Raw genomic sequence first — 26,156 nt, 5'->3', positions numbered from 1 at the left:
GCCATCCTCGATAGATATTTGCTTGTCAAGCGCAAGGCCTCATCGCGTTGAGACGTTGCGCGAATCAACGACGACGGAGTGTGACCGCGGTTCACCTATGCGGAATCATGCCCCCGAAGTGCTGCGACGTTGCCGCCGCGTGGTGATGTAACGTTGGCGCGTTGTGTTCCCAAAGGAATGACTGAAAGCGATGCGATGCCGGCGGCGTCGCAGTGATGAATTGCGCGAATTTTCGAGAATAATAGGAGATTTTCAGTGGCAGCCATTGCAAAGACGAAAACGGCGCGGTCTGGCAAGACAAAGCCAGCCCAAGCCGACACTGGTGAAAAGAAGAAGCGTTCCACGTCTCTGCGCTACGCGGCAGCTGTACTTGGCAGCGTAAGCGCCGTTTCTCTCGCCTGCGCATTGAGCGCGACTGCGGCAAAGGCGCAGGTTGTCTCGGAAAGCGGTTCCATTGCTGGTGGAGACTACAAAGTCACCGATGAAACGAGTGGTTCGAAACTTAACAACGCCAATATTAGTGGTGATGGAGCGGCCGTCAATTATACAGGCCAGCTCACGCTGACGAACAGCAATTCTGCCAATCTGAGTGTTGATGGAACATCGACCCTTAAGGGATCGACAATTGACACGTCTAAAATTCAAAACTCGGAGATTGTCGGCACGAACGGTGGAAAGTTGAACCTCGACGGGGAATCGTCCCTGAAGACGGCGACTGTTAACAACTCAACTGTCCAGGATGCGACCATCATTGGCACGGGCAGCGCCACCCTTAATCTCGATGGGACATCATCGCTGAAGTCTGCGATCGTTGAGAGTGCAAGCCTGAAGAACGCGGCAATCACAGGTCAGGCGGGCTCAACGCTTGCTTTGGAGGGTTCGTCCAGCTTGAAGAACGCGACGGTTGATACCTCGAGTATCACCCAATCGACGATCTCCAGCTCCAAGGTAACGAACGCCGAGGTGACTGACGGCACGGTCACGCAGGCCGTGGGCGTTCAACTCGTCGGTAACAGGAACGTCCTGAATAACGCGAATCTGAAGGACGCAGCGATTACCAATGTCACTGCGACGAACTCAACGATTACTGATTCAACCGTCACTTCCGTTCAGGTTCTTGGGGCAAGTCCGACGGCGAAGATCAACGTCACTGGTGAGAACATCCTCACCACATCCGACATTGACAATGTGAAGGTCAAGACGACGACCGGCAACGGCCTGGTCGTGTCACCGAACACAGGATCGAGCACGGCGGGCGCGGGCGCGGTGGCGGTCGGCATCGACACCAATGCGAGTGGTTCGGCGAGCGTGGCAATCGGCCAGTCCGCAACAGCGACCGGCACGAATACCGTCGCTATCGGCCATTCGGCGAAGGCGGATGCGGAAGGCGCAACCGCTGTCGGCAATGCGTCGGCATCGCAGCTCAACTCGAGCGCCTTCGGCAACCAGGCCAGCGCGACCGGCCAGCGCGCCGTCGCTTTGGGCTTTCAGGCCAGCGCTGTGGGCGGGGATGCCACGGCGCTCGGCCCGAACGCGCAAGCAACCGGAACGAATGGCACGGCGGTTGGCGCGGGGGCGAGCGCATCGCAAGCCTCAGCGTCAGCTTTTGGTACCCAGGCGGTTGCATCTGGCCAGGCCAGTGTCGCTATAGGCTCCGTCTCGACGGCGAGTGGTCCGGAGGCGATAGCGATAGGTGCCGGCAGTGTAGCAAGCGCCGGCCAAGCAGTTGCATTAGGATATGGTGCGACCGCCGCCGGAGTCACGTCCCTCGCGTTTGGTAAGGGTGCCGATGCTTCCGTTGAAGACGGCGTAGCCATTGGTCGGGACAGCAAATCGGCCGGCAAAGGCGCAATAGCGCTCGGCGCCGGGGTGCATGCCGCATCCGAGGGGGCTGTCGGCATCGGCATGAACGCCGGAGGCACGGCAGGCGGCGGTGTAAACAGCGTGGTCATCGGCGCGAATGCGGGCACCACCTCAGCTGAGGCCAACGCGGTCCTGATTGGCTCGAACACATCGGGCAAGGCTAATGCGGTGGCGATCGGTCTTGCATCGACCGTGAACGCCGTCTCCGGCGTCGGCATCGGCGATGGCGCCAATGTCGACGGCGCGGCCACGAAGGGCATTGCCATCGGCGCGGGTGCCAGCGTCTCTGGCATCAATTCCGTCGCCATCGGTGCCGGGTCTGTTGCGGGCGAGAATAACACCGTGTCCGTCGGCACGTCCGCGCAGCAGCGCAAGATCGTTAATGTGGCCGAAGGCTCGAATGATTTCGATGCTGTCAACTTCAAGCAGTTGAAAGTCGAGCAGACGCGTATCGGTACGCTCGAAACCGATCTCGGCACATTGACGACCAATTTTAATACGCTCGACGGTAATGCCTTGAAATTTATCGGCGGCTCTTATTCGGCAGTGCGCAATGGTGCCAACACGCGCATCTCCGGGGTCGCGGATCCGACAGACGATTATGATGCGTCGAACAAGCGATATGTCGACACGGCGGTTGGTACCATCAACACGGACGTTCAAAGCAAGCTTGATAATGCGTTGATTTACGGCCTGACCAAGGACGCCCACGGAACCAATATCATGGCGTTCAATGCCGCCCGCGCCCCCAGCGGATCCGGCAATGCCGTGCCCACTAAGATCATCGGCGTTGCCGAAGGTGAGGTCTCTGCCACAAGTAACGAAGTGATAGTCGGCAGCCAGTTGTATCAAGTGCAGCAGCAGATCACCACGACAACCGCTGAATTGGCAAATACTCTTCGCTTCGACACGAATGCCAAGGGTGGCGAGGCTTACTCAGCTTATCGCAACGGCACGACGGCGACGCGCATCACCGGCGTCGCGGATGCCACACAGGAGACAGATGCTGTCAACTTCAAACAATACACAGTCTTGAACAACACCATTGCCGCGCTCTCGACTGGCCAGTCCGTCGCCGGTGAAGTCAAGGGCGTGGACGCCTGGGCCAACGGCATAGCGACCAAGGCCATTGGCGACTATACGACAGCGCTTGGCCACGGTGCAGAGGCAACGGCTGACAAGGCGACTGCCGTTGGTTCGCATGCCACCGCAACGGCCAAGAACAGCGTGGCGCTCGGTGCCAATTCGGTCGCAGACGAGGAGAATACTGTCTCAGTCGGCTCGGCGGATAACTTGCGGCGGATCACCAATGTGGCAGAAGGCATCGCCGATACCGATGCAGCCACAGTCGGCCAAGTGCGCAGTCTGATGAGTGGTGGCGACGGAACGGGCAGCGCCACTGGGGTGCAGGCGACGGCGGTGGGTGCACGTTCCACGGCAGCCGGCAACTACTCGGTTGCAGTGGGTTACAATGCCCAGGCGATGGGAGAGGGTGGCACCGCGGTCGGCCACAGTGCCTATGCGGCTGGCCCGAATGACTCGGCCTTCGGCCGGAATGCCCGGGTGGAAGCCGACAATTCGGTGGCGCTCGGCGCGAATTCCCGGGTTACGGCCAACGCTCCGAACTCGGTCGCCCTCGGTGCTGGCTCAGTGGCGGATGCCCCGAATACCGTGTCTGTTGGTGCACCGGGCGCGGAACGCCGTATCACCAATGTGGCGCCTGGCGTGCTCGCCACCGATGCGGTCAACGTCGGCCAGTTGTACAGCGAGACGCGCACGATCCAGAAGGAAGCCCGGCGTGGTATCGCCGCGACTGCCGCCCTCGCTCCGGCGCTGACCCCCTCGGCACCTGGAAAGACGACGGTCTCCGCCTCCACGGGCTTCTACCGCAGCGAGTTCGGCTTCGGCGTCAGTGTCGCCCATCGCCTCGACACCGCAATGCCTGTCATGATCCACGCCGGTTACGCCAATGGCGGTGGCAAGGAGCATGTCGGCCGCGTCGGTGTGGCCATGGAGTTCTAAGTCGAGACTTCCGGCATGGCCGCCTTCCAGCGGCCATGCCATCGAGCCCCTTGCTTTGGCACTACGAAAACGACTTGAGCCGCGGCCGCGAGGCCCGGCTTTTTTTTGTTTGGGGGAGGGGACAAGGGCAGAGATGATGAAGGCGGCCATCCCCGGTGGGAATGACCGCCCTCTTTTTCTGAAGCGTTGGCCGCTTCCCCTCAGATCTCGCAGATCCGCACGCAATCACCGTGCCAATCCGGAAACGCGCGGCGATCCGAATATTATCTCACGGGCGCCTGGGCCCAGCTACTGCCTTGCTGTTTCCATAGGCAGTCGATGCCTGCTTTTTCCGCGCTGCGCTCGTGTCAAACGTCATGGATGGGCCTCAGCGTGAGAGCCCTTGGTCCCAATAGGGTGTCGGGGCATAGAGGTCGCCGAGATAGTCGATGAAGGCGCGCACCTTTTGCTCAAGATGCCTGCGGCTTGGATAGACGGCATAGACTGCGACGCGATGCGATCCGCCATAGTCGGGCAGCACGGCCTTGAGCTGGCCCGCCTGTAGTTCCGGGCCGATATCCCATGTCGAGCGCAGCGCGATGCCGATGCCCGCGAGCACGGCTTCTCGAACGACCTCGCTCGAATTGGTGCGCAGTGGCGCGGATATCGGGACCGTCACAGGTCCATCCGGCCCGGACAGCCGCCAGTGGTCGGCGTTGTGCACGAGCAAGGTGTGACGGGCGAGGTCTGCGGGGCTTTGCGGTTCGCCGTGGCGGGCGAGATAGGCAGGTGTCGCGCAGAGCACGCGATTGTTGGGCGCGAGCCGCTTCGCGACCAGGCTTGAATCGGCGAGATCGGCAATGCGGATGGCGACGTCGAAGCCTTCGCCGACGACGTCGACGAAGCTGTCCGAGAGGTCGAGGTCGACCGTCACGGCGGTGTAGCGGTCGAGGAAGGCCTTGAGATGGGGAGCGATATGCAGTCGGCCGAAGGAGGTCGGAGCCGACACCCTGAGCACGCCGCGCGCTACGCTGCTGCCCCGCGCCACCCAGGCTTCCGCTTCCTCGATGCTGGCGAGAATGGAGACCACACGCTCGTAGAAGCCTTGGCCGGCCTCGGTCAGGCTGATTTGCCGGGTTGTGCGCTGCAGAAGCCTGACGCCCAGCCGCTCCTCGAGCCTGCGGATGCGCTTCGAAACGACCGCAGCGGAAAAACCGAGCTCTCGTCCCGCCGCGGACATACCTTTGGCGGCGACAACGCGGGCGAAGATATCAAGGTCTCCTAGCTGATCCATGGCCTGCGACATTATTTCCAAAAAAGAAATAATGTCGTCTTGATTATGTGCCCTGTCAAAGCCTTTCGAATAGGCTAGAGTCGTTCAATAGTCAGGGGATTGCAGCCGGCCAGAGGTCAGAATGGCGGGAAAACGTGTATCGGGAGGGTTTTCATGACATCGATAGCATTTCCCATTCCCGATTCAGCAATTCTGAGCCGTCGCGATGCCATTATCGCAGGGCTTGCGGCTCTGGTGCCCGCCCAGAGCCTGATCACCAGCGAAGACGAGCGGCGCGCGTTCGAGACGGACGCGCTCACCGCCTATCGGCGCATGCCGCTTGCGGTCGTGCTGCCGACCTCGACAGCAGAGGTAGCGGCCGTGCTCGCCTTCTGTCACCGCGAGGGCGTGAAGGTGGTGCCACGCGGCGCCGGCACCTCCCTTGCTGGCGGCGCTATCCCACAGGAAGACGCGATCGTGCTGGGCACGTCGAAGCTGAACCAGGTGCTCGCCATCGACTATGCGGACCGCACGGCGCGCGTGCAGGCGGGCATCACCAATCTCGCCATCAGCCAGGCGGTTTCGCCGGAAGGTTTCTTCTACGCGCCAGACCCTTCGAGTCAGCTCGCCTGCACCATCGCGGGCAACATCGCGATGAATTCCGGCGGCGCCCATTGCCTGAAATACGGTGTCACCACCAACAACCTCATCGGCGTCACCATGGTTCTGCTCGATGGCACCGTGGTGGAGATCGGCGGCGATGCGCTGGACAGCCCGGGCTATGACCTGCTCGGCCTGATCACGGGATCCGAAGGCCAGCTCGGGGTCTTCACCGAGGCAACGGTGCGCATTCTGCGCCAGGCGGAGGGGGCGCGGCCCGTCTTGTTCGGCTTCGCGTCCAACGAGCTCGCCGGTGAATGCGTGGCGGCGTTGATCGGCGCCGGCATCATTCCCGTGGCGCTCGAATTCATGGACAAGCCCGCCATTACCATCTGCGAAGCCTTCGCCCACGCGGGCTACCCTCTCGATGTCGAGGCGATGCTGATCGTCGAGGTGGAGGGCTCGGACGAGGAGATCGACGAGGCGCTGGCTCGCATCTGCGCGATTGCTGACCGCTTCTCGCCGATGACCGTCAAGGTTTCGCAATCGGAGGCCGAAAGCGCGGCGATCTGGAAGGGGCGCAAGTCCGCTTTCGGCGCCATGGGGCGGATCGCCGATTATCTCTGCATGGATGGCACTATCCCGACGGGACAGCTGCCGCTCGTCTTACGTCGCATCACCGAGATCTGCGAAAGCCATGGTCTCAGGGTGGCGAATATCTTTCATGCGGGCGACGGCAATCTGCATCCGCTCGTTCTCTATGACATCAACAAGCCCGGCGAGCTGGAGAAGGCGGAGCAAGCGGGAGCCGAGATCCTCAAGCTCTGCGTGGAAGTCGGCGGGTGTCTCACCGGAGAGCATGGGGTTGGCATCGAGAAGCGCGACTTGATGACCGAACAATACGATCCCGTCGACCTCGCGCAACAGATGCGGGTCCGCGCGGTGTTTGATCCGGCCTGGCTTCTGAACCCCGCCAAAGTCTTCCCGCTCGAGGGGCGCGATCTGACGCAAGGCCGGGAAGGCGTGGACGGGAAGGCGGTCGCTGCGTGATGACGACACATGTCCCCGCAAGTGAGCAGGAAGCTGCCGCCGTCATCGCCGCGGCAGCGGGACAACGCGCGACGCTCAGCGTGCTAGGTGCTGGCACAAAGGCAAGCATCGGCCGCGCTGTCGGCCATCGCGGGAGCCTGTCATCGCAAGGCCTCTCCGGGATCACGCTTTGCGAGCCGGCAGAACTGGTGATCGCCGCGCGCGCCGGCACGCCTCTTGCCGAAGTGGAACGGACGCTGGCCAGTAACGGGCAGGAATTGTCCTTCGAACCGCCGGACCTTCGGGCGTTGCTCTGTATCGATGGTGAGCCGACGATCGGAGGACTAGCAGCCACCAATCTCTCCGGCCCCCGGCGCATCATGGCAGGTGCCTGCCGCGACAGCCTGATCGGGATACGCGCCGTCAATGGGCGTGGCGAGACCGTCAAATCCGGCGGTCGCGTCATGAAGAACGTGACGGGCCTCGACCTGGTCAAGCTGCTCGCGGGCAGCTGGGGCACGCTGGCCTTTCTCACGGAGGTCACCTTCAAGGTTTTGCCGCGGCCCGAACGTCGCGCGACCCTGGTGCTGCATGGCCTTGACGACAGGCGCGCTATCGCTGCCCTGTCAGCCGCGCTGGGCTCGCCGTTCGAGGTGAGTGGCGCTGCACATGTGCCTGCCATGGATGGCAGGGGCGCGCGCACGCTGTTGCGTACCGAAGGCTTTGCCTTCTCCGTGGACTATCGGCTGAAATCGTTGCAGGCACTGCTTTCGCATTTCGGCGATGGAGAGATCCTGGACGATGCCGAGGGCGCCGCGCTCTGGCGGAATGTGCGGGATGTCGCCCATTTCATGCGGGATGGCGATGCCGTGTGGCGCATTTCGACCGCGCCTTCGCGCGGCCCAGACGTCACGGCGGCGCTGTCCGCAGCGCTCGATTGCCGCTTCATCTATGATTGGGGCGGCGGGCTCATCTGGCTCAGCGTGTCGGCGGACGGCGACGCGTGCGCGTCGGTCATTCGCTCGATCGTGACGAGGACGGGCGACCATGCGACGTTGATTCGCGCCCCGGCGGCAATCCGCGCCAGTGTGGCCGTGTTCCATCCGATCGCGGCGCCCTTGATGCGCTTGAGCAAGGACATCAAGCACGCCTTCGATCCCGATGGCGTGTTTGAGCCCGGCCGTATGTACGACGGCGTCTAACGGGCGTTCCAGCCTATATCCAAGTAGAGCAGAGACTGCCATGCAGACGAATTTCAGGCCCGAGCAGTTGATCGACCCTCAGATGCGGGAGTCTGAATCGATTTTGCGGACCTGTGTCCATTGCGGATTCTGCACGGCGACCTGCCCAACTTATCTCCTGCTTGGTGACGAGCTCGATAGCCCGCGCGGACGCATCTATCTAGTGAAGGACATGCTTGAATCTGGCAAACCGGCGACGCCGGAGGTGGTCAAGCATATCGACCGCTGCCTGTCCTGTCTTTCATGCATGACGACCTGCCCGTCTGGCGTCAACTACATGCATCTCGTCGACCACGCCCGGGCGCATATCGAGGACACCTATCAACGCCCCTGGCACGACCGCCTGCTGCGTAGCGTTCTGGCGCAGGTGCTGCCTTACCCCGGTCGTTTCCGATTGGCGCTGGCGGCCGCCCGGCTGGGCAAGCCTTTCGCGGGTATCCTGGGTAAGCTGCCGAAGGTGGGAACGCGCCTCTCCGCGATGCTTGCGCTGGCACCCAGCCGTCTGCCCCCCCGCGCCGCGGAGGCCGGCCCGCGCGTTATTCCGGCGATAGGGCCGCGGCGGGGGCGTGTCGCGCTGCTGAGCGGCTGCGCGCAGCCCGTGCTCAACCCGGACATCAATGCGGCAACCGTTCGGCTCCTCACGCGCAATGGAATTGAAGTGGTCCTTGCCGCGGGTGAGGGATGCTGCGGTGCGCTGGTGCACCATATGGGGCGCGATGAGGCAAGCCACGCCTTCGCCAAACGCAACATCGACGCATGGACTCGCGAAATCGACGGGCAGGGACTCGATGCCATCGTCATCACAGCCTCTGGCTGCGGTACGACGATCAAGGACTACGGCTTCATGTTTCGTGAGGATGCCGCCTACAAGGACAAGGCTGCACGCGTGGCAGCGCTCGCCAAGGACATAACGGAGTACCTCACGACTCTCGATCTAGCCCGCGCCACCGCGGGCGAGGGCTATGTCGTGGCCTATCACTCGGCCTGTTCGATGCAGCATGGCCAGCAGATCAAGGAAGCGCCCAAAACACTGCTCAAGCGCGCCGGCTTTACTGTGAAGGATGTGCCGGAAGGGCACATTTGCTGTGGATCTGCTGGAACCTACAACCTCCTGCAGCCTGAGCTTTCTGAACAGCTCCGCAGCCGCAAGACGGCCAATATCGCTCGCACGGGCGCGACAATCGTCGCGACTGGGAACATCGGGTGCTTGGAACAGCTCCGAAAGGGCTTCGCTGAGCGCAATTCTGATATGATTTTATTGCATACAGTTGAGCTTCTGGACTGGGCTGATGGTGGCCCAATACCTGCCGCGCTGGGGACGCGTTAGCTCGGCTTATCGCTTCGCTTCGAAGCAGGAAAAGCACATCGATATTACTGAATTACCTGCCGAATCGCTCGGCCGGTGACGCGCGGCTGCGCGGGAAAATGCCTCCATCCTTCTGCAAGCTTGACCGCAATCACAATCACGTGAACGCACCCATTTGCTGCGCTCGCGAAGGGCATTTTTGCCCTTGCCAATGTTAGTTGCATGGAAAACTATCACAGAAGCTCTTGTCATTTCGGGAAAAATAAAGCGTTAATATTTTATTAACCATATTCCCAATGAGGCGGGCCATGACCACCACCACGAACACCTTGAGAGAGTTTGTCGCTGCCAATGCCGGACAACTCGCCAACGTCGACTATGCGAAGATGCGCGGTGTCGCGAAGGCGGTTTATGACGATCCGTCCTTGCTCGAGGCCTTCGCGCAGGATCCCGAGGCAACGGCGCGCGCCATCAACGGGTTCGAGGTGCCGGAAGGTTTCCACATCCACATCGCCGACGCGCAGAACAACTTCATCCCGCCGGAAGATGACGGCATCTTCGGCGCTGAAGGCATCGACACCTGGGGTCGTATCGAGACGCGCGCTGGCTACAAGACGGTCAGCCTGGTCATGTGCGCGGCTCCGGCTGAGCACTGATCACAGTTCGCCCCGCGCCATCGACCGGGGGGTAGATGTGCGCCGTGTGGCGACGTGGTTCAAGTGATGTGCCTGCGTGCAGGCGCCAATAAATGACTTTGTTGACTGTTGTGACGCGGACGGAGCAGGCTATAATGCTTCCGTTCGCGTCATTTTATTTGGGACTAGGCATTGCACCAGGCCCTGAAGATCGCGTCGAATGATACTCAAGCGTATCGGCGTGCTCGAATACTTGTCGGCTGATCACTCAATAGAGCCCTGAACATTGTATTTTCGACAGCTAATCCACTCTTCTAAGCAGATTGCGCTCCAAGTAGTCTCAAATATTAACCTGCCGGCGTCCTTTTCGGATCACAGGGCTAGGAAGGCTGTGCTGGATGATTGGTGCTCCGATAAGCTGATGCTCGGACTCACAGAGAGCACGCCGCTGCGGTCGGCTTTCAGCTGACTGGTCCGGTTGCCGACATCGCCGCGCGTGATCACCCATCCTTGATGGATGCGTCAGACGGATCCAGCAACGGCCCGGTGTCTTTGCAAGCGACTTAAAGCTCTTTCGCGAGATACACGTTTCCCCACAGTTGCCCACGCACGAAAATTGGCGCGGCCATCAGAGTTGTGGGCACGATGCGTCCGTCGCTCATATGGCGCTGGAACAGCGTCGCCGCATAGGGATTGCGATTACGAACGGCAACAAGCATCTTGGATCGTTCCATGATGCGCTTGTTCCGCGAGTTGAGATCATTCCACTGATGTTCGCCGGGCCTCTGCGGCAGCGAATACTGTGGGTGATGGATGGGGATATAGGAATTTCGATCGCAGGCCAGCATGAACAGGCTGGATGGGCATCTATCCTTCCAGCGTTCGTAGATTGGCGGCAGGACCTCTTCGTAGAAGGGCGTGGCCCGTGTCTCGTACTGGATGGGATCAGTGCCCGGAATACGCTGATAATCGAAGGTGATGAGATCCGTCAGCTGGACTTCACCAGAATTGACCCCATCCTCGAAGGTTTCGCTGATCTCCTTTGCCACGCCTTGAATGATCGTGATGATCGGCTGATTGGCGTGATGGACCTCCTCGATAGCTGCTTCGATCCGTTTCGTCGTCTCGGGGCGGACGTTCTCAAACCGCACGTGCACACCATCGTCGCTGAGCGCGACGATGGTGAAATTGATCGCTCCGATCTTTTCCGCCTCGAGCCGCCCCGTCATGCCAACGGCAAATAACGTGACGTCGGCAGCCACCAGACACCCGCCTTTGGACAGGTCGATGACCTGCACGGGCAAGGAGATTTCGTCGAGGGACAGTACAGCCTCAAGCAGAATCGGAACGCGCTCGAAACGGCGGCGGTTGCCGACGACCGTGTCACGCAGGGCGGCCATGGAGCGCTGGGTAAGCCAGTGCAGCGAGCGCTCCATGTTGCCGGTAGCGCTGCCTGCTGAGCGGCTTGCGGCGCGCGCCAGTTCCGTCATTTCCTGCATGGTCTTGGCGCTGCTGGACACCGAGCCTACGAAGGACAGGCTCTGGGTTGCGCGGTCGGCGACGTCACGCGTGCCGGCGATCTGCGCGGAAACGGCGTCCCGCACCGAACCGAGCACCGGATCGATACGCCGGATGAGGGTCGCGATGCGATCGACGGCCTCGTGGCTCTCGCTGGCGAACGTCTGCAACATCTCGATCTGCGATGAGATGTCGCCGGTTGCGTCCTGCACCTCATTGGCGAGCAGCTTGACCTCGGTGGCAACGACGGCAAATCCGCGGCCAGCCGGGCCGGCGCGGGCAGCCTCGATGCTCGCGTTCAGCGCGAGAAGGTTCGTTTGCCGCGCGACCGTACCAATCACAGCGACGACACTGGCGATACGTTCGACCGCCGAGCCAAGCCGCTCCATCCGGCTCGTCACGTCGCTCGCAAGGGCGTGGGCCTCCCGGATGAAGTCATCGGTGCCGGAGATATCACGCTCGATGGATTGACTCGCCTGGTCGAGCTTTTCGGTTGTCCGCACCAGGCCCATCGTGAGGTCGTGAGCCGTCGCGGAAAGGGACGAGAGTTCCGAGCTCGCATCACGAATATGGTCGACCAGCGTTACACTTTCATCGACCTTGGACTGAACCTGCTCGGCCGAATAGCCGATGATGCGCATGGTGAGCAGGGTGTCGTCTTCCAGCTGCCGCAGCATCGCATCGATGCCCGCGAGCGGCGCAGGCGTTTCCTCCGCCACCTGCGCTGCGGGCACAGGAGCTTCCATCTCCGCATCTTGGCGGCGATGTCGAAACAGGCTGACGATCGACACGCGTCCCCACTAGGAAAAACAGCGTTCCTTCCGATGAAGGCCCGCCACTTTACTTTCACTTATGCATGACTAGTAAACGGTTAAAGGGGGGGTACGCTAGGGTCCGGCTCCATTGGCGGGATCATTTGAGGGCGCAGGCCCGTTCGTCCTCGCAGAAAGCGCGGGCCGCTTCTTGAGCGGCATATCGTTTCTGCCGGCATTCTTCTTGCGACCTCAGGTATCGTTGCGCTCATTCGGGCGGGTCAAACCTTATGAATGTCTACGGGAGATGAGAACCGGCGGAGGCGGCTTGATGGCGCGGCAGCGCGACATTGTTTCCAAATTTGCATAAATGATGGTTCGTTCCGTACCTTTTCATCATAAGCGGTTTGGCGGACACTCATCCCCAGTTCAGGGAGAAAGCGCATGTCCAATCATGAAGCGCCAGCCGGTGTCGTCGTCACCGGCGCTGCGGTCACGGGCCGCGATGAGATACTCACTCCGGCCGCCTTAGGCTTTCTGGCGGATCTGCACCGCCGCTTCGACGCCACACGCCGCCGCTTGCTCGCGTTGCGCGCAGAGCGGCAGAAGTCTCTCGACGCAGGCCACACGCCCGATTTCCTGGCCGAGACCAAGCATATCCGCGACGGCGACTGGAAGGTCGCGCCCATCCCCCGGGACCTTCTGGACCGCCGCGTCGAGATCACGGGGCCGGTCGATCGCAAGATGATCATCAACGCCCTGAATTGCGGGGCCAGGATGTTCATGGCGGATTTCGAAGACGCCTCCTCGCCGACCTGGGAGAACATGGTCGAGGGCCAGGCTAATCTGCGCGACCGTTGGCAGGGCCGTATCGACTTCACCGATCCAAATTCCGGCAAACACTACAAGCTCGCGGACAAACCGGCGACCCTGCTGGTGCGCCCGCGCGGCTGGCACCTCCTGGAGGAGCATGTCACGGTCGATGGCGCACCTATGTCGGGCTCGCTGTTCGACTTCGGCCTCTACGTTTTCCACAATGCCAAAGACATCATCGCCCAGGGCGCGACGCCGGCGTTCTATCTGCCGAAGATGGAAAGCCATATCGAGGCGCGGCTGTGGAACGACGTCTTCACCCATGCGGAAGAGGTGCTCGGAGTTGCCAAGGGCACCTTCAAGGCGACCGTGCTGATCGAAACACTGCCGGCCGCCTTCGAGATGGATGAGATCATCTACGAGTTGCGCGACCACATGGCCGGCCTCAACTGTGGCCGCTGGGACTACATCTTTTCGTTCATCAAACGTTTGGGGAAGAATCCCAATTTCCTCACACCAGACCGCGGGGCGATGGTGATGGGCAAGGCGTTCCTCAACGCCTACTCACTGCTCCTGATCAAGACCTGCCACCGTCGCGGCGCCTTCGCCATGGGGGGCATGGCGGCGCAGATCCCGGTGAAGAATAACCCCGCTGCCAACGAGGCTGCCTTCGCCAAGGTGCGCGCCGACAAGGAGCGCGAGGCGGGCAACGGACACGATGGCACCTGGGTGGCTCATCCTGATCTCGTGCCTGTCGCCATGGAGGTGTTCGACCGCCTGATGCCGACGCCAAATCAGCTCGAGAAGCTGCGGGAGGACGTCACCATCACACGCGAGAACCTGCTCGAGGTGCATGATGGTGTGCGCACCGAGGCTGGCCTGCGCGAGAACATACGGGTCGGTGTGCAATATATAGAGGCGTGGCTGCGTGGCCGTGGCGCCGTGCCGCTCTACAACCTCATGGAAGATGCGGCGACAGCGGAGATCAGCCGCGCGCAGATCTGGCAGTGGCTGTTCCACGGCGCCAAACTCGACGACGGCCGCGCCGTGACGCCGGAGCTGTTCAAGGCCACGCTCGACGACGAGATGGCCGAACTGCGCAAGGTGCTCGGCCCGGAGGTTTACGACAAGGGACGATTCCCAGAGGCCATCAAGCTTTTCGCAGACATGTCGCTCGCTAAGGAATTCGAGGAATTCCTGACGTTGCCTGCCTACAAGCTGATCGCTTGAGGTCGGCCGGACGGGATTGCATCCAAGGTGTTCCCCCCGGGCGCTGCGCGCGGCCGGGGGGATATCTGTCCCACACGTAATATGAGTCAGTCGCGACGCGTTGATTTCCCCCCTGAGGAGGGGACCGGCGCGTCCATCAAATACCGCATGGTCTTAACGTTTCTGTTTGAAGAAGCGGCTCAGCATCTCGCTTGCCTCGCCGGCGCGAAGGCCGCCGTAGACGTCCGGCGCGTGGTGGCACGTCGGCTGGTGATAAAGCCGCGGGCCGCTCTCGATGCCGCCGCCCTTGGGATCGCTTGCGGCGAAATAGAGCCGTCGAATTCGCGCGAAAGAAATCGCCGCCGCGCACATGGGACAGGGCTCCAGCGTCACATAAAGGTCGCAGCCGGTGAGCCGTTCGTCGCGCAACTTCGCGCAAGCCGCGCGGATGGCGAGGATCTCGGCATGGGCTGTCGGGTCGTTCAGTTCCCGCGTGCGGTTGCCGGCAATCGCCAGCACCTCGCTATCTCTGGTGACGACAGCACCGATCGGGACCTCACCGCGTTCCTCGGCGGCGCGGGCCGCGTCAAAGGCAAGCGAGAGAGGATCGGGCTTTGATGGAGGCATCTCTTTATCCGGAGCTGTCGTCATCAACAGGCGGTCTTCATCCGAGATCTGTCTTTCCTGGAGTCGTCTTCGGAGGCCGCGAGGTACTGTCGTGGTCCCTGGCGGAGCCGGTCTTCCCGTGCCTATACATGGTTCGAGGGCCGCGCTGAAATAATTCTGCGAGACCGCATTGCGCCGCAGCATGGGACTCTCGCTTCCGGCAGAACACTCTGCTATCACGGCGCCATGAACGACAAGCCGGAAGACGAACGCCCAAAGGGGCGTGGCCGCCGGGACGCGCCGCGCGGCGCCGGTCCCCGCGACAACAGCAATTTCAAGCGGCCGCCGCGCGCTTCGTCCCCCCGGGATGAACGCGAAGGGCAGACGCGTGGCGAGCGGCCGCGCACGGGCCGCTTCAAGGACAAGGACGCAGGCGAGGGGCGGCCTGAAGGTCGAGCCATTGGCGCCAAGCGTGTTGGTGAGAAGCCGCGTTCCGGTAAAAAGCCGGTAGGCGGCAAGCCATTCGGAGCCAAATCCCGTTTCGGAGAGAACTCCAGCGAAGATCGGCCCTTTGGCAGGTCAACCGCGCCCCGTGACGGAGCATCCAGTGAATGGCGTCGTGAACGCCCCGCCGGCGATGCGCGTCGCCCAGCGCGTGGTCCGCGAGCGGAGCGCGATGCAAGGTCCGAAGGCAAGCCTTTGGGGAGCAAACCTCGTTTTGCCGATAAACCGCATTTCGGGGAAAAGCCGAAGGGCGGTACTGATCGCGCTGATTTCAACGCGCGCAAACCCGCGCGGCGTCCAACCAGTGCAGTCGGCGACGAAGAGGGCCAGTCCGACGGGCGCGAACGTATCGCGAAAGTCATGGCCCGTGCCGGCGTTGCCTCGCGCCGTGATGCAGAGGTGATGATCGAGGAGGGCCGCGTCGCCGTGAACGGCGAAGTGCTGACCACCCCGGCAACCCTCGTCGGCCCGCACGACAAGATCGCCATCGACGGCGCGGCGATGCCGTCCCGGGATCGTACGCGTCTGTGGTTCTTCCATAAGCCGCGCGGTCTTGTGACGACAGCCAGGGATCCGGAGGGGCGCCCCACCGTTTTCGAGGCGCTGCCGCCCGACATGCCGCGCGTGGTGACTGTCGGCCGGCTCGATATAAACACCGAGGGCCTTCTACTCCTCACCAATGATGGCGGTCTCGCCAAGGTGCTGGCGCATCCCACCACAGGTTGGCTCCGTCGCTACCGCGTGCGTGCCTTCGGTGAAATCGATCAGGCCATTCTCGACACGTTGGCCGATGGCGTGACCGTGGACGGCATGCACTATGGGCCGATCGAGGCGAAGCTGGAACGCGCGCAGGGTGACAACGTCTGGCTCATGCTCGGTCTGCGCGAAGGCAAGAACCGCGAGGTCAAGCGCGTGCTCGAACATCTCGGGCTGCGCGTCAATCGCCTGATCCGCGTGTCCTTCGGTCCGTTCCAACTCGGCGATCTCGGCGAAGGTGCGGTGGAGGAACTGCGCACCGCCATTCTGCGCGATCAGCTTGGGCCAACGCTGGCAGCGGAAGCGGGCGTTGATTTCGAAGGAAGCGTAACACCGCCTGCCCGCGCCCCGCGCCCCGCGCGTGGCGAACGATCGGGGGAGCGCCTGGAGCGGGACGCGGAGCGTGGCAGCGAAGGGTTCGAGGACAGGGCGGGCGGTAGGGGCCGTGGCCGTGACGATCTTGGTCGGCCCTCGCGCAGCATTTGGCGCGACGAGGAGACTGAGGCAGCCCGCCCGCAAGGCAAGCGCCTGCCACGGCGGGGCTCAGACCCGCAGACGGCGCGCCAGGAGAGCGCTGCCCGCGAGCATCGCCGCGGGAGCCCTGTGAGCGACCCGAAGGGACGCCGCGTCCTGGTGGAACGGATCGTCTCGGCGCCCGCCGAGCCCAAGCCCGCACGCCGAAGCTCACGGTCGTTCCACCGTGACGAGGCCGAGGGGGCACCTCGCCGGGTGAGAGATGGCGGGGATGCCCGGCCGAAACGCTCTGGCGCAGAAGGCAGGTCCTTCGGCGACAGGCCAGCGGGCGGCAAATCTTTTGGTGGCAAATCTCTCGGTGGTAAGTCCTTTGGAGCTAAGTCTTTCACGGGCAAGGGCCGCGACGAGGGTGGTGCCAAATCGTTTGGCGGCACGGCTTCCCCGGCTAGGCCGGGCGGCAAGTCGTTCGGCAAGTCGTTCGGCGGCAAGTCGTTCGGCGGCAAGCCTGTCGGCGGCAACCCCGCGGGCGGAAAGCCCGGCGGACGCCCCGGCGGCGGCAGGGGCAAGCCCGGAGGTTTCAGCGGGCCGCCACGTCGGCCAAGGTCCTCGTGAGGCGGTCCCCTTGCCATGCGGATCATCGGTGGAGACCATAAGGGGCGCCGGCTGGCCACGCCGAAATCGAGCGCGGTACGGCCGACGTCCGATCGCCTGCGTGAGACGATCTTCAACGTTCTTGCGCATGCCTATGATGATCCGGTTCCCGGCGCGCGGGTGCTTGATCTCTTCGCCGGCACCGGCGCTATGGGGCTCGAGGCGCTGTCCCGCGGCGCTGCCTTCGCCATCCTGGTTGACGATGGTACTGAGGCGCGCGGTTTGATGCGCGCCAATGTCGAGGCGCTCGGAGTGGCGGGCATTACGCGCATCCTGCGCCGCAACGCAATGCACATGGGCCCGGCCAAACCGCTTGAACCTTCCACCCTCGTCTTTTGTGATCCGCCCTACGGCAAAGGCTTGGCGGAACGCGCGCTGACGTCGGCCGCCGAGGGCGGCTGGATCGCGCCGGAAGCGCTTGTTCTCGTGGAGGAGGCGGCGGGCGCTAATTTTGTTGTGCCCGCCGGGTTCGCGCTGCTCGATCGCCGCGACTATGGCGAGACCGAAGTCGTCTTCATGGCTTGGGGCTCGTCACCTCCCAAGGCGTGAGTTTGCCCAGCGTATAAGTGAGCGCCTGTGCCTTCAGCCGATCAGCGCTGACAGTGCAGCGGAAGGAGAGGTCGGTCCAGCCTCGCTCGTCGCGGATCTGGCCATTTCCGGTAAGGATATTCTCCGACAGGCTGGCGGAGTTCACGGGCACGTCGAGAAAAAGGCGGTCAGGCTTCCTGAGCGAGCGGTCCTTTTTCATTTTCTGCAGGCCAAGCCGTTCGCAGACCCATACCGCCCGTGTTCGCGGATCCTGTTTAAGAAGCTCGCGCTCGAATGAGCCCGCATGGGTGGCGCTTCCTGAAATCGTCAAGGAGGCGAAAGCGATCATCAGGCCATTGAGTTGCTTCGTCATGGCTATCCTGTGCTGACCCTGTAACGGTGAGAGACGCTCGACCTCGATTCGGAGGCCCGGCACCCAACATTGCCGATCAGTCGCAGGATGTCGTTGATATCAGCGCCGGCCGAACAGGCGCTCGATATCGGCAAGCTTGAGCTCGACATACGTCGGTCGGCCGTGGTTGCACTGGCCGGATAGCGGCGTCACCTCCATGTCGCGGAGAAGAGCATTCATCTCCTCGGGCTTCAGGCGGCGGCCGGAGCGCACGGAGCCATGGCACGCCATCGTTGCGAGAACATGGTCCAATCGTTCCTCGAGAGCGCGCGCGTCCCCCCATTCCGTGAGCGCGTCGGCCACATCCATCACCAGCCGGCGGATGTCGCCGCCAGCAAGCGCTGCGGGCATTTCGCGCACGGCAACAGCATCCGGCCCGAAGCTCTCGAGCACAAGGCCTAATCCTGCCAGGACCTCGGCCTGCCCGTCCAGCCGCTCGACCGAACCCGAATCCAGTTCGACTACCTCCGGGATGAGCAATAATTGGCGTGCGATACCATTAGTGGCCCGCTCGCGTTTCATGCGCTCATAGACGAGGCGTTCATGGGCTGCGTGCTGGTCGACGATCACGAGACCTTCGCGTGTCTGCGCGATGATATAGTTCTCGTGGATCTGGGCGCGCGCGGCGCCGAGCGGCTGGTCGAGGTCCTCCTCGCGTATCGGCGCTGCATCGGCGCTGGCATCAGCCGAGAGCGGCGGCAGGGTAAGGCTCGTCAGCTCGCCGAAACCCGTGAGCGGCGCCTGCCAGCCGGTCACGCTGGGGCGGGGTGTGAAATCACGCGTGAGCACGGCACGCTGCGGAAAGGCGGCGGGGCGCCCCGCATCAGCCGGTGGCGGGAGCGTAGCGGGGCGGAAGGTGGCAAGCGTGCGGTCCCCAACCGTCGACGCAGCACGATGGCCTGCCCGCACCAAGGCTTCGCGCAGGGCTCCGACGATCAAGCCGCGTACGAGACCGGGATCGCGGAAACGAACCTCGGTCTTGGCGGGATGCACATTCACGTCCACCAGCCGGGGATCGCAAGTGACGATGAGGCCGATGGCGGGGTGCCGGTCCGAGGGCAGCACGTCCATGTAACCAGCCCGCACGGCGCCGAAGATCAGCTTGTCGCGAACCGGGCGACCATTGACGATAGCGTGGATATGGGCAGCGGTGCCGCGATGGAAGGTGGGCAGGCCCGCGTAGCCGCCTAGGATCACGCCCTCGCGAGTGGCATCGATCGGGATGGCATTGGCGAGGAACTCCGGTCCGAGCAGCCGGCCGAGACGCCGCAGCAACGCCTCGTCATCGGCGCCCTCCGCCGGCAGGTCGACGGTGGTGAGGTGCTCTCCAGCAACCGTGAAGCGCACGTTAGGATGCGCCATAGCGAGCCGCTTGACCACCTCGACCACGGCCTGCGCTTCGGCGCGGTCGGTCTTCAGGAATTTCAAACGGGCAGGGGTGGCTGAGAACAGGTCCGTGACCTCGATACGCGTGCCAGGATTGGCCGCGGCAGGTCGGACATCGCCCTTCTGCCCGCCATCTACCATGATCTGCCAGCCGTTCGCACCATCGCGCCGGCGCGTGGTGATGGAGAGGCGCGCGATGGCACCGATCGAGGGCAGGGCCTCGCCCCGGAAGCCGAGAGAATTGATGGAGAACAAATCAGAGGTCGGCAGTTTGGACGTCGCATGCCGCTCGACGGCGAGCGCCAGATCCTCGGCTGACATGCCGATGCCATTGTCCGTGACTCGGATCAGGCGGCGGCCGCCTCCGTCGATGACCACCTCGATGGCGGTCGCGCCGGCGTCAATCGCGTTCTCCACGAGTTCCTTGACGGCCGAAGCTGGCCGCTCGACCACCTCGCCCGCCGCGATCTGGTCGATGAGCACGGGCTCGAGGCGCCGGACAAGGCCAGCCGGCCGTTCGTCAAGGGAAAGCGGACGCATCACCCGGACAGTCTAGACGATTCGCGGTATGGCGGGAGGCCGGATGACTGCTCGCCCACAACGGATGATTCGCATGAGCTCGGGCTGTGATTTCCCCGCGGCGACGACACGATGAGGAAAGCCCACCTCGTGAAGATGTCCGTGAACGCTTATCGCCGACGTCCCCTCTCCCGTGCGGGAGAGGGCAGGGTGAGGGCTATCTCCTCACGACGCTCACCCCCCTCACACGCCACTTCGTGCCGACTTCCCCCCGGCGGGGAGAGGTGAGTGGCGGTGATCATGGTGCCTACCATTGAGAGGGCCGGGCCTTTGCCCGGCCATGATGGTAGAGGGCGGGTCAGTTCTCGCAAAATGGCGCCGGAGCTTAGCCCTTGCCTTCGGTCAGATATTTCTTCGCGAGGATCTTGGCTTCCTCGACGGCGGGCTGATCAAAGGGATCGAGGCCAAGCGCGTAGCCGGTGAGGATCGTTTCCAGCATGAAATGCATCAGAAGCTGGCCCATCGCCGTCTCGTTCAGCACCGGCACGTGAATGCGCCGGACCGGGCAGCCGTTCTTGGCGAAAGTATCGATCATGGCAAGCCCCTGGGCTGCCACGAAATCGCCGATGCGCTTGTGCGCGAAGCCCGGCTCGCCCGCGCGCCGTGACAGCGCCTCATCGATGACCGATCCCTTGCCGGCCACGTCAGTGGTGATCACCGTGAAGAGCTTGTCCTTGGGGCCGGCAAGATAAAGCTGCTGCTGGCTGTGCTGGTCCACCGGGCCAAGCGCACCCACGGGCTGCGTGCCTTTGCCATCCTTGCCGAGGCTCTCCGCCCACAGCTGCACCCACCATTTCATGAAGCGCTCGAGGCGGTCGGCATAGGCCATCACGACGGCGATGCCCTTGCCCTCGAGGGTGGCTGCCACGTTGAGCGCGGCTCCCACGGCAGCGGGGTTGTCCTTGAGATCGGTGCCGTCGGCAAACGGCGCGAGGGCTTTGGCCGCACCCGCGCGGATTGCCGCGACATCGATGTCGAGCGCCGCCGCTGGTACCAGGCCGACGTTACTCAAAACGGAATAGCGCCCGCCGACATTCGGATCATGCTCAAGGAAGCTCACGCCTTCGGGGGCGAGCAGGTCGCGAAGGGCGTTGCGCTTCCCGTCCTTCTGCGGCTCGGACAGGCCGAAGATGAGGTCCTTGGCGCGGTCCCTGAGTCCCGCTCGGTCGAGCGCCGTCAGCACGGCGATCACCTGCATCAGCGTCTCGCCGGTGCCGCCGGACTTCGACACGGCGAAGAAGCGCGTCGTGCCAAGCGGCAGCCGCTCAAGCACGGCCTCATATGTGAGCGGATCGAGGTTGTCGAAGAAATGGATGCGCGGGCCATCGCCCAAGCGGCCGAGGCCGGGCACCAGATAATCAGCGAGCTGCGCCAGCGCCTGAGCGCCGAGGCTCGAGCCGCCCACACCGAGGATGACGATATCGGTTGCGCCATCACGGAGCTTGCGGCCCGTGGCGCGTATGCTGTCGAGATCATCCGTGGTCGCCGGCAGGCGAAGCAAGGGGAGGGTGCCCTTGCTTTGATCCTCGCGCAGGCGATCGGCGGCGGTGCCGACGGCCGAAAGGGCGGCCTCGATGGCCGTCGCCGGCAGACCATGTCCGCCGACCTGTGCGGCCAGGGCAAGATCTATGGACTGGGTGAAACTCATGCGTCACTCCTGTCAGCCGATAAGGCTATGGGTGGGAACGGCCCCGAGCTAAGGCAGGTTCCGCAAGTCTGCGAGTCGGCAGATGTGCAAGTCTGATACCGCCGGATTGTTACAGTCCGACAGGCCGACCGGCGACCACGACGAGCGGATCGCCATTACCGAAGAGGCGCTGTGCCGCGCGCTTGAGATCATCCGGCGATACGGCTTCCACCAGCGCGTTGCGCCTATCGATATAATCGATGCCGAGACCGTCGATCGCGATATGCACGAGCTGGCGGGCGATCTTCGTCGAGGTGTCGAAATGGAGCGCATAGGAGCCGATGAGGAACTGCTTCGCCTTGGCGAACTCCTCCTCGCTCGCGCCATCCTTCACCAGACGGACGATTTCACTCTTGATGACGTCAAGCGCCTCGCCCGCGCGCTCGTTCTTGGTGGCCGTGCCGCCCATGAAGAGCGGACAATGGCGCAGCGGATGAAGCGATGTCCAAACGCTGTAGGCGAGGCCGCGTTTCTCGCGCACCTCCTGAAACAGGCGGGAGGTGAACGTGCCGCCGCCTAGAATATGATTGGCGATATAGCCGGCCATGTAGTCCGGGTCCCGCCGCGCCAGTCCTGGCAGGCCAAAGCGCACCACGGACTGCGGCACGTCGAGATCGACGATGGCATGCTTGCCGAGATTGCCGAGGGTGAGCGGGCTGATTGGCGCAAGTTCCGCCGCCGCCGGCAGCTCGCTGAAAAGCTGGTCCAGGCGTTTGCCGAGGCTGTCGGCATCAATCGCACCCACGACGGCGACGTACAGATTGGCGCGTGAGAAACCGCGTTTGTGCAGTGCGCTGACATCGTCCCGGCGGACGGTCCCGAGGCTCTCGATCGTGCCGCGCACAGGGTGCGCGTAGGGATGCCCGCTGCAGGCCTCCGTGAAGAAGGCGCGGTTCGCGAGACTGTCCGGGTCCTTCGCCTCGTGACGGAGACCGGCCAGGATCTGTTCGCGGACGCGTTCCACCGCATCGGTGTCGAAGCGTGGTCGGGTCAACGCGAGCCGGAACAGGTCGAAGGCCTCATCCGCATGGCGCGTCAAGGTCTTGAGGGCGCCATGCCAGCTATCCCGATCGGCGTTGAAGTGGAGCTCGATGGCGCGATCCGCCAAGCGTTCCTGAAACTGGTCGCCGGATAATTCGCCCGCCCCCTCGTCGAGAAGGCCGGCCATCAGGGCGGCGGTGCCCGCCTTGCCATCTGCATCCTGCGCCGCGCCACCGAGGAAGGCCACCTCCATGGCGATGAGCGGAATGGCATGTTCCTCGACGAGCCAGGCCTCGATGCCGCCGGGCGAAATGACCCGTTGCACGGCGCGCGAGGCGGCGGAGGATTCACGAACGGTCATCATGCATCTCGCTTCTAGGATGGCGTCAGGCGCGGCGCGGCTCAAGATAGCCGGTCACAGCGTGTCCCTTATGGATGAAGCGCTCCCCGACGTCGCGGATCTCGTCAGCCGTTACCTCTTCGATGCGCTGGGTCCACAGCTTCACGTCCTCGACGCTTTCGCCGATGGCGAGTGACGAGCCGAAAAGCCGTGCGAGATGCGCCTGGCTGTCCTGTGCATAGACCATCTCGGCGACAAAGCGGGTTTTGGCGCGCTCCAGTTCCTCGCCTGAGACGCCGCGTTCGAGGAAGGCTGTGACGGCCTTGTTTATGGCGGCTTCAAGCGCCTCGAGCGTCACGCCCGGCCGGGGGGCCGCATGGATGATGAACTGGCCGGCGTCGAGCAGCGAGCCGTAGTAATAAGCGCCTGCGGAAACGGCGAGTTCCTGTTCCAGAACAAGGCTGCGATAGAGGGTCGAGGTCTGGCCTCCGCCGAGGATCTCGGCCAGAAGCTCGAGCGCGTAGCTCTCCCGCCCTTCCTGCGTGCGGGATGAGGGCACCAGATAGCTCAGCTGCAAGTACGGCTGCTCGACCTTCTCGTCCGTCACGGTCACGCGCCGCGAGGCATTGAGAACAGGCTCGCGCGGGCGGCGTCGTTCTGGAGGCGCGCCGCGAGCCGGCACCTTGCCGTAGGTTTCCTCTGCCAGCGCGCGTACGGTCTCCGCCTCGACATCCCCGGCAACGACGAGGATCGCATTTTCGGGGGTGTAGAACCGCTTGTAATAGGCGAGCGCGTCGTCGCGGGTCAGGCCCTCGATCTCGTGCATCCAGCCGATGATGGGCGTGCCATAGGGATGATGCACGAACAGCGAGGCGGAGAGCGCCTCGGCGAGTTGGGCGCCGGGATCCGTCTCCACCCGCATGCGCCGTTCTTCCAGCACCACGTCGCGCTCGGGGCCGACGACGTCCTCGTCAAAAGCAAGGCCGTTCATGCGGTCCGCCTCGAAGCGCATCATCGTGCCGAGGTGTTCCTTTGCGACGCGCTGGAAATAGGCGGTGTAGTCGTAGGAGGTGAACGCGTTCTCCTGTCCGCCGAGGCTCGCCACCACCTGTGAGAATTCGCCGGCAGGATGGGTGGCCGTACCCTTGAACATCAGGTGCTCAAGAAAATGGGCGATGCCGGACTTGAGCGGCGGATCATCCGCTGAGCCGTTCCGATACCAAACCATGTGCGTCACCACGGGGACGCGCCGGTCCGGGATGACGACCACTTCAAGCCCATTGGCAAGAGTGAAGGAGGACACCTGCGGGCCGCCACCCGTGGCCGAAGGGGAAACAGCGGGATTGAGGCCGGCGAGCGGTGTTGAGGGCATCAGCAGCTCTTCAGGATCAGGACGTGAACCGCGCTACCGTAACGCGATCGCGCTTTGGGGTACAACACAGGATCGTGCGGGCGGTAGAAGCCACGATCCAACGCCAGACAACGCCCTCCCTGCAAAGGGGAGCGTTGCCAAAAGCTAAGCTTCGTTGATGTCAATTTCAATGAAGCGCGATTGCGACGTCGCGTTTTATCGAGCGGTACGGTTAGCGGCTGCCCGCCTGCTGCCGAATGAATTCCCGCTCGACATCGCCTGGTGATTCGCGGACGATCGGCGAGGCCTTGCCGTCACCGAGCGGCGCATTCGCCGACGGGATGCGATAGCCCTTCGGGGGCTCGGCGAGGGAGCCGCGGCCTGGTTCCTGTCCATAGGCGAGGTTGGATTTCTGCTCCATCGGGTGCCCGTTGTTGCGAAGCACGTCAGGATTGACGAGCAGCTCGTCGCGGCAGTTGTCGCCCATGCAGCTTCTGGCGCGCTCTCCAGGCGCGTATGCTCCCGAGCCGGCGCGACGGCCAGCACGGATCTGATCCACGCTCAGCGCGCGGCCGTCGTAGCTGTCATTACGAACAGGAACCGGTTGGCGCGCCTCTCGCTGCGCGCGGCGGGCTGCTGCGACGTCCGGATCATTCGGCCAATTACCGTCGCGGGCATTGGCTGCAGCGCGGGGCGGTGGCAGATTGCCGGCACCCGGAGGGATCACGAGGGGTGCGCGCTCGCGGTATTCAATCGGCGGGCGCTCCTCATCGATGATGCCGAGTTTACCCAGGACGTCCTTCATGAAGACGCCAGATGTGTCCTGCGCCGAGGCAGGGGTCGCGCCGGCCATAAGCCCAAGCATCAAGGCGGCGACCGGCAGTCCCCATGTCCTTACGTCGAGACGCGTCATGATGTCAGTCCTACTCTCATGTCGGCAGCGCTTGATCAGTGTTGTTGACATGATGCGGCAACAGTGAGGCGCCGCCCAACGAAATCATAACAAACACTGTGATCGGGCTACATCTCCCCCAAAAATAACCCATCCGTGGTGTGACGGGCAGCTCGATGCCCTCTTCATACCAGCCGAACCGCTCAGCGAGAAGCCCATGCGAGGAAGCTCCCGTCACGAGGTCGTGTCTGGACCGGACGCATGGGAACCCGGGGCATTCGCCCGTCGATGCTCCAGGAACAAGGCATCATAAAGGATGCCTATGACGCCCGCGACAATCGCCGCGTCGGCGATGTTGAAGACATACCAGCTATACCCAAAGGCGTGAAGATGGGCAAAATCGAGCACCGCGCCGTAAGCGGCCCGATCAACGGCATTGCCAAGCGCCCCGCCGATGATGAGACCGATGGCGACAGCCATAAGCCCCGTCTTGATACGCCTAAGCCAAATGCTCAACCCGATGGCTGCTGCCAGCGACAGGATCACGAGCACCCATGGGCCGATAGGCCCCTCCTGCTGGAAGAGCCCGTAGGAGACACCCCTGTTCCAGACCAGCATGAGGTCGAAGAACGGCGTGACCGCGATAGGTGGTCGGGCGCCGATATCGACCACATGGTAGAGCCAGAGCTTCGATGCCTGGTCGGCTACGAAGGTCAGGCCGGCCAGGAGGGTCCCCAGGCGGGCGGGCGACATGTTCATGCGCGCACGC

At 63.2% G+C, this 26,156-nt stretch carries 18 protein-coding genes; 8 read left to right on the top strand and 10 right to left on the bottom strand.

Going from position 1 to position 26,156, the window contains the following annotated elements; translation table 11 throughout:
- The first annotated feature begins 255 nt into the window (after nucleotides 1–255).
- Nucleotides 256–3,885: a YadA family autotransporter adhesin gene (locus KIO76_RS01080; RefSeq protein WP_213321078.1), complete on the top strand. Its 3,630-nt coding sequence runs from the start codon at nucleotides 256–258 to the stop codon at nucleotides 3,883–3,885.
- A 367-nt stretch (nucleotides 3,886–4,252) separates the two neighbouring features.
- On the opposite strand, the gene KIO76_RS01075 is transcribed toward KIO76_RS01080, so the two are convergent.
- Nucleotides 4,253–5,158, bottom strand: a complete 906-nt coding sequence (locus tag KIO76_RS01075) for a LysR family transcriptional regulator (RefSeq protein WP_213321077.1) — start codon at nucleotides 5,156–5,158, stop codon at nucleotides 4,253–4,255.
- A 153-nt stretch (nucleotides 5,159–5,311) separates the two neighbouring features.
- Here KIO76_RS01075 and KIO76_RS01070 point away from each other — a divergent pair, with 153 nt between their 5' ends.
- From KIO76_RS01070 to KIO76_RS01055, 4 genes are all read left to right on the top strand, one after another.
- On the top strand, nucleotides 5,312–6,787 hold the full coding sequence (locus tag KIO76_RS01070; protein WP_213321076.1) for an FAD-linked oxidase C-terminal domain-containing protein: 1,476 nt from the start codon (nucleotides 5,312–5,314) through the stop codon (nucleotides 6,785–6,787).
- Nucleotides 6,787–7,968 carry a glycolate oxidase subunit GlcE gene (glcE, locus tag KIO76_RS01065; protein ID WP_213321075.1) on the top strand — a complete coding sequence of 394 codons (1,182 nt, stop codon included), beginning with the start codon at nucleotides 6,787–6,789 and terminating at the stop codon, nucleotides 7,966–7,968. The genes KIO76_RS01070 and glcE overlap by 1 nt, the downstream gene beginning before the upstream one ends.
- 40 nt (nucleotides 7,969–8,008) lie before the next feature.
- Nucleotides 8,009–9,334, top strand: coding sequence for a glycolate oxidase subunit GlcF (gene glcF, locus KIO76_RS01060; protein WP_213321074.1), 1,326 nt, complete (start codon nucleotides 8,009–8,011; stop codon nucleotides 9,332–9,334).
- A 287-nt stretch (nucleotides 9,335–9,621) separates the two neighbouring features.
- Nucleotides 9,622–9,969 (top strand): hypothetical protein, encoded by a 348-nt coding sequence (locus KIO76_RS01055; protein WP_213321073.1) that lies wholly within the window; start codon nucleotides 9,622–9,624, stop codon nucleotides 9,967–9,969.
- Nucleotides 9,970–10,511: 542 nt separating this feature from the next.
- Here the strand turns inward: KIO76_RS01055 and KIO76_RS31285 are convergent.
- Nucleotides 10,512–12,212: a methyl-accepting chemotaxis protein gene (locus KIO76_RS31285; RefSeq protein ID WP_213321072.1), complete on the bottom strand. Its 1,701-nt coding sequence runs from the start codon at nucleotides 12,210–12,212 to the stop codon at nucleotides 10,512–10,514.
- Nucleotides 12,213–12,662: 450 nt separating this feature from the next.
- On the opposite strand from KIO76_RS31285, the gene aceB reads away from it, so the two are divergent.
- Nucleotides 12,663–14,261, top strand: a complete 1,599-nt coding sequence (gene aceB, locus KIO76_RS01045) for a malate synthase A (protein ID WP_213321071.1) — start codon at nucleotides 12,663–12,665, stop codon at nucleotides 14,259–14,261.
- Nucleotides 14,262–14,414: 153 nt separating this feature from the next.
- Here the strand turns inward: aceB and KIO76_RS01040 are convergent, their stop codons facing one another.
- Entirely contained in the window at nucleotides 14,415–14,867 is a 453-nt protein-coding gene (locus tag KIO76_RS01040; RefSeq protein ID WP_213321070.1) for a nucleoside deaminase, read from the bottom strand.
- A 225-nt stretch (nucleotides 14,868–15,092) separates the two neighbouring features.
- On the opposite strand from KIO76_RS01040, the gene KIO76_RS01035 reads away from it, so the two are divergent.
- Together KIO76_RS01035 and rsmD are read left to right on the top strand one after the other, a co-directional pair.
- Nucleotides 15,093–17,192, top strand: coding sequence for a pseudouridine synthase (locus tag KIO76_RS01035; RefSeq protein WP_213321069.1), 2,100 nt, complete (start codon nucleotides 15,093–15,095; stop codon nucleotides 17,190–17,192).
- 15 nt (nucleotides 17,193–17,207) lie between these two features.
- Nucleotides 17,208–17,780: a 16S rRNA (guanine(966)-N(2))-methyltransferase RsmD gene (gene rsmD, locus KIO76_RS01030; RefSeq protein ID WP_213321068.1), complete on the top strand. Its 573-nt coding sequence runs from the start codon at nucleotides 17,208–17,210 to the stop codon at nucleotides 17,778–17,780.
- On the opposite strand, the gene KIO76_RS01025 is transcribed toward rsmD, so the two are convergent.
- The 7 genes from KIO76_RS01025 to lspA all read right to left on the bottom strand — a co-directional run bounded on the left by KIO76_RS01025 (nucleotide 17,746) and on the right by lspA (nucleotide 26,140).
- Nucleotides 17,746–18,132 (bottom strand): DUF930 domain-containing protein, encoded by a 387-nt coding sequence (locus KIO76_RS01025; RefSeq protein WP_213321067.1) that lies wholly within the window; start codon nucleotides 18,130–18,132, stop codon nucleotides 17,746–17,748. The genes rsmD and KIO76_RS01025 overlap by 35 nt on opposite strands.
- A 99-nt stretch (nucleotides 18,133–18,231) precedes the next feature.
- Complete coding sequence (gene mutL / locus KIO76_RS01020; RefSeq protein WP_213321066.1) at nucleotides 18,232–20,097, bottom strand: DNA mismatch repair endonuclease MutL; 1,866 nt, start codon at nucleotides 20,095–20,097, stop codon at nucleotides 18,232–18,234.
- 364 nt (nucleotides 20,098–20,461) lie between these two features.
- Nucleotides 20,462–21,784 carry a phosphoglucose isomerase-related protein gene (locus tag KIO76_RS01015; protein ID WP_213321065.1) on the bottom strand — a complete coding sequence of 441 codons (1,323 nt, stop codon included), beginning with the start codon at nucleotides 21,782–21,784 and terminating at the stop codon, nucleotides 20,462–20,464.
- A gap of 109 nt (nucleotides 21,785–21,893) precedes the next feature.
- Complete coding sequence (locus KIO76_RS01010; RefSeq protein ID WP_213321064.1) at nucleotides 21,894–23,168, bottom strand: M16 family metallopeptidase; 1,275 nt, start codon at nucleotides 23,166–23,168, stop codon at nucleotides 21,894–21,896.
- Between the two features lie 22 nt (nucleotides 23,169–23,190).
- Nucleotides 23,191–24,516: a M16 family metallopeptidase gene (locus tag KIO76_RS01005; protein WP_213321063.1), complete on the bottom strand. Its 1,326-nt coding sequence runs from the start codon at nucleotides 24,514–24,516 to the stop codon at nucleotides 23,191–23,193.
- Nucleotides 24,517–24,727: 211 nt separating this feature from the next.
- Nucleotides 24,728–25,408 (bottom strand): hypothetical protein, encoded by a 681-nt coding sequence (locus KIO76_RS01000; protein WP_213321062.1) that lies wholly within the window; start codon nucleotides 25,406–25,408, stop codon nucleotides 24,728–24,730.
- 213 nt (nucleotides 25,409–25,621) lie between these two features.
- Entirely contained in the window at nucleotides 25,622–26,140 is a 519-nt protein-coding gene (lspA, locus tag KIO76_RS00995) for a signal peptidase II (RefSeq protein WP_213324925.1), read from the bottom strand.
- Nucleotides 26,141–26,156: the final 16 nt, after the last annotated feature.

The sequence above is a fragment of the Chelatococcus sp. YT9 genome (genome assembly GCF_018398315.1).
GTDB lineage: Bacteria > Pseudomonadota > Alphaproteobacteria > Rhizobiales > Beijerinckiaceae > Chelatococcus.
The sequence above is the reverse complement of the archived record's forward strand: the minus strand, read 5'-3'. Positions and strand labels throughout refer to the sequence as shown.

Excerpts from the sequence above, each read along its gene's own strand:
- KIO76_RS01075 (WP_213321077.1), bottom strand. The coding sequence starts at position 5,158 with ATGGATCAGCTAGGAGACCTTGATATCTTCGCCCGCGTTGTCGCCGCC.
- KIO76_RS01070 (WP_213321076.1), top strand. The coding sequence starts at position 5,312 with ATGACATCGATAGCATTTCCCATTCCCGATTCAGCAATTCTGAGCCGT.
- glcE (WP_213321075.1), top strand. The coding sequence starts at position 6,787 with ATGACGACACATGTCCCCGCAAGTGAGCAGGAAGCTGCCGCCGTCATC.
- glcF (WP_213321074.1), top strand. The coding sequence starts at position 8,009 with ATGCAGACGAATTTCAGGCCCGAGCAGTTGATCGACCCTCAGATGCGG.
- KIO76_RS01055 (WP_213321073.1), top strand. The coding sequence starts at position 9,622 with ATGACCACCACCACGAACACCTTGAGAGAGTTTGTCGCTGCCAATGCC.
- KIO76_RS31285 (WP_213321072.1), bottom strand. The coding sequence starts at position 12,212 with ATGGAAGCTCCTGTGCCCGCAGCGCAGGTGGCGGAGGAAACGCCTGCG.
- aceB (WP_213321071.1), top strand. The coding sequence starts at position 12,663 with ATGTCCAATCATGAAGCGCCAGCCGGTGTCGTCGTCACCGGCGCTGCG.
- KIO76_RS01040 (WP_213321070.1), bottom strand. The coding sequence starts at position 14,867 with ATGCCTCCATCAAAGCCCGATCCTCTCTCGCTTGCCTTTGACGCGGCC.
- KIO76_RS01035 (WP_213321069.1), top strand. The coding sequence starts at position 15,093 with ATGAACGACAAGCCGGAAGACGAACGCCCAAAGGGGCGTGGCCGCCGG.
- rsmD (WP_213321068.1), top strand. The coding sequence starts at position 17,208 with ATGCGGATCATCGGTGGAGACCATAAGGGGCGCCGGCTGGCCACGCCG.
- KIO76_RS01025 (WP_213321067.1), bottom strand. The coding sequence starts at position 18,132 with ATGACGAAGCAACTCAATGGCCTGATGATCGCTTTCGCCTCCTTGACG.
- mutL (WP_213321066.1), bottom strand. The coding sequence starts at position 20,097 with ATGCGTCCGCTTTCCCTTGACGAACGGCCGGCTGGCCTTGTCCGGCGC.
- KIO76_RS01015 (WP_213321065.1), bottom strand. The coding sequence starts at position 21,784 with ATGAGTTTCACCCAGTCCATAGATCTTGCCCTGGCCGCACAGGTCGGC.
- KIO76_RS01010 (WP_213321064.1), bottom strand. The coding sequence starts at position 23,168 with ATGATGACCGTTCGTGAATCCTCCGCCGCCTCGCGCGCCGTGCAACGG.
- KIO76_RS01005 (WP_213321063.1), bottom strand. The coding sequence starts at position 24,516 with ATGCCCTCAACACCGCTCGCCGGCCTCAATCCCGCTGTTTCCCCTTCG.
- KIO76_RS01000 (WP_213321062.1), bottom strand. The coding sequence starts at position 25,408 with ATGACGCGTCTCGACGTAAGGACATGGGGACTGCCGGTCGCCGCCTTG.
- lspA (WP_213324925.1), bottom strand. The coding sequence starts at position 26,140 with ATGTCGCCCGCCCGCCTGGGGACCCTCCTGGCCGGCCTGACCTTCGTA.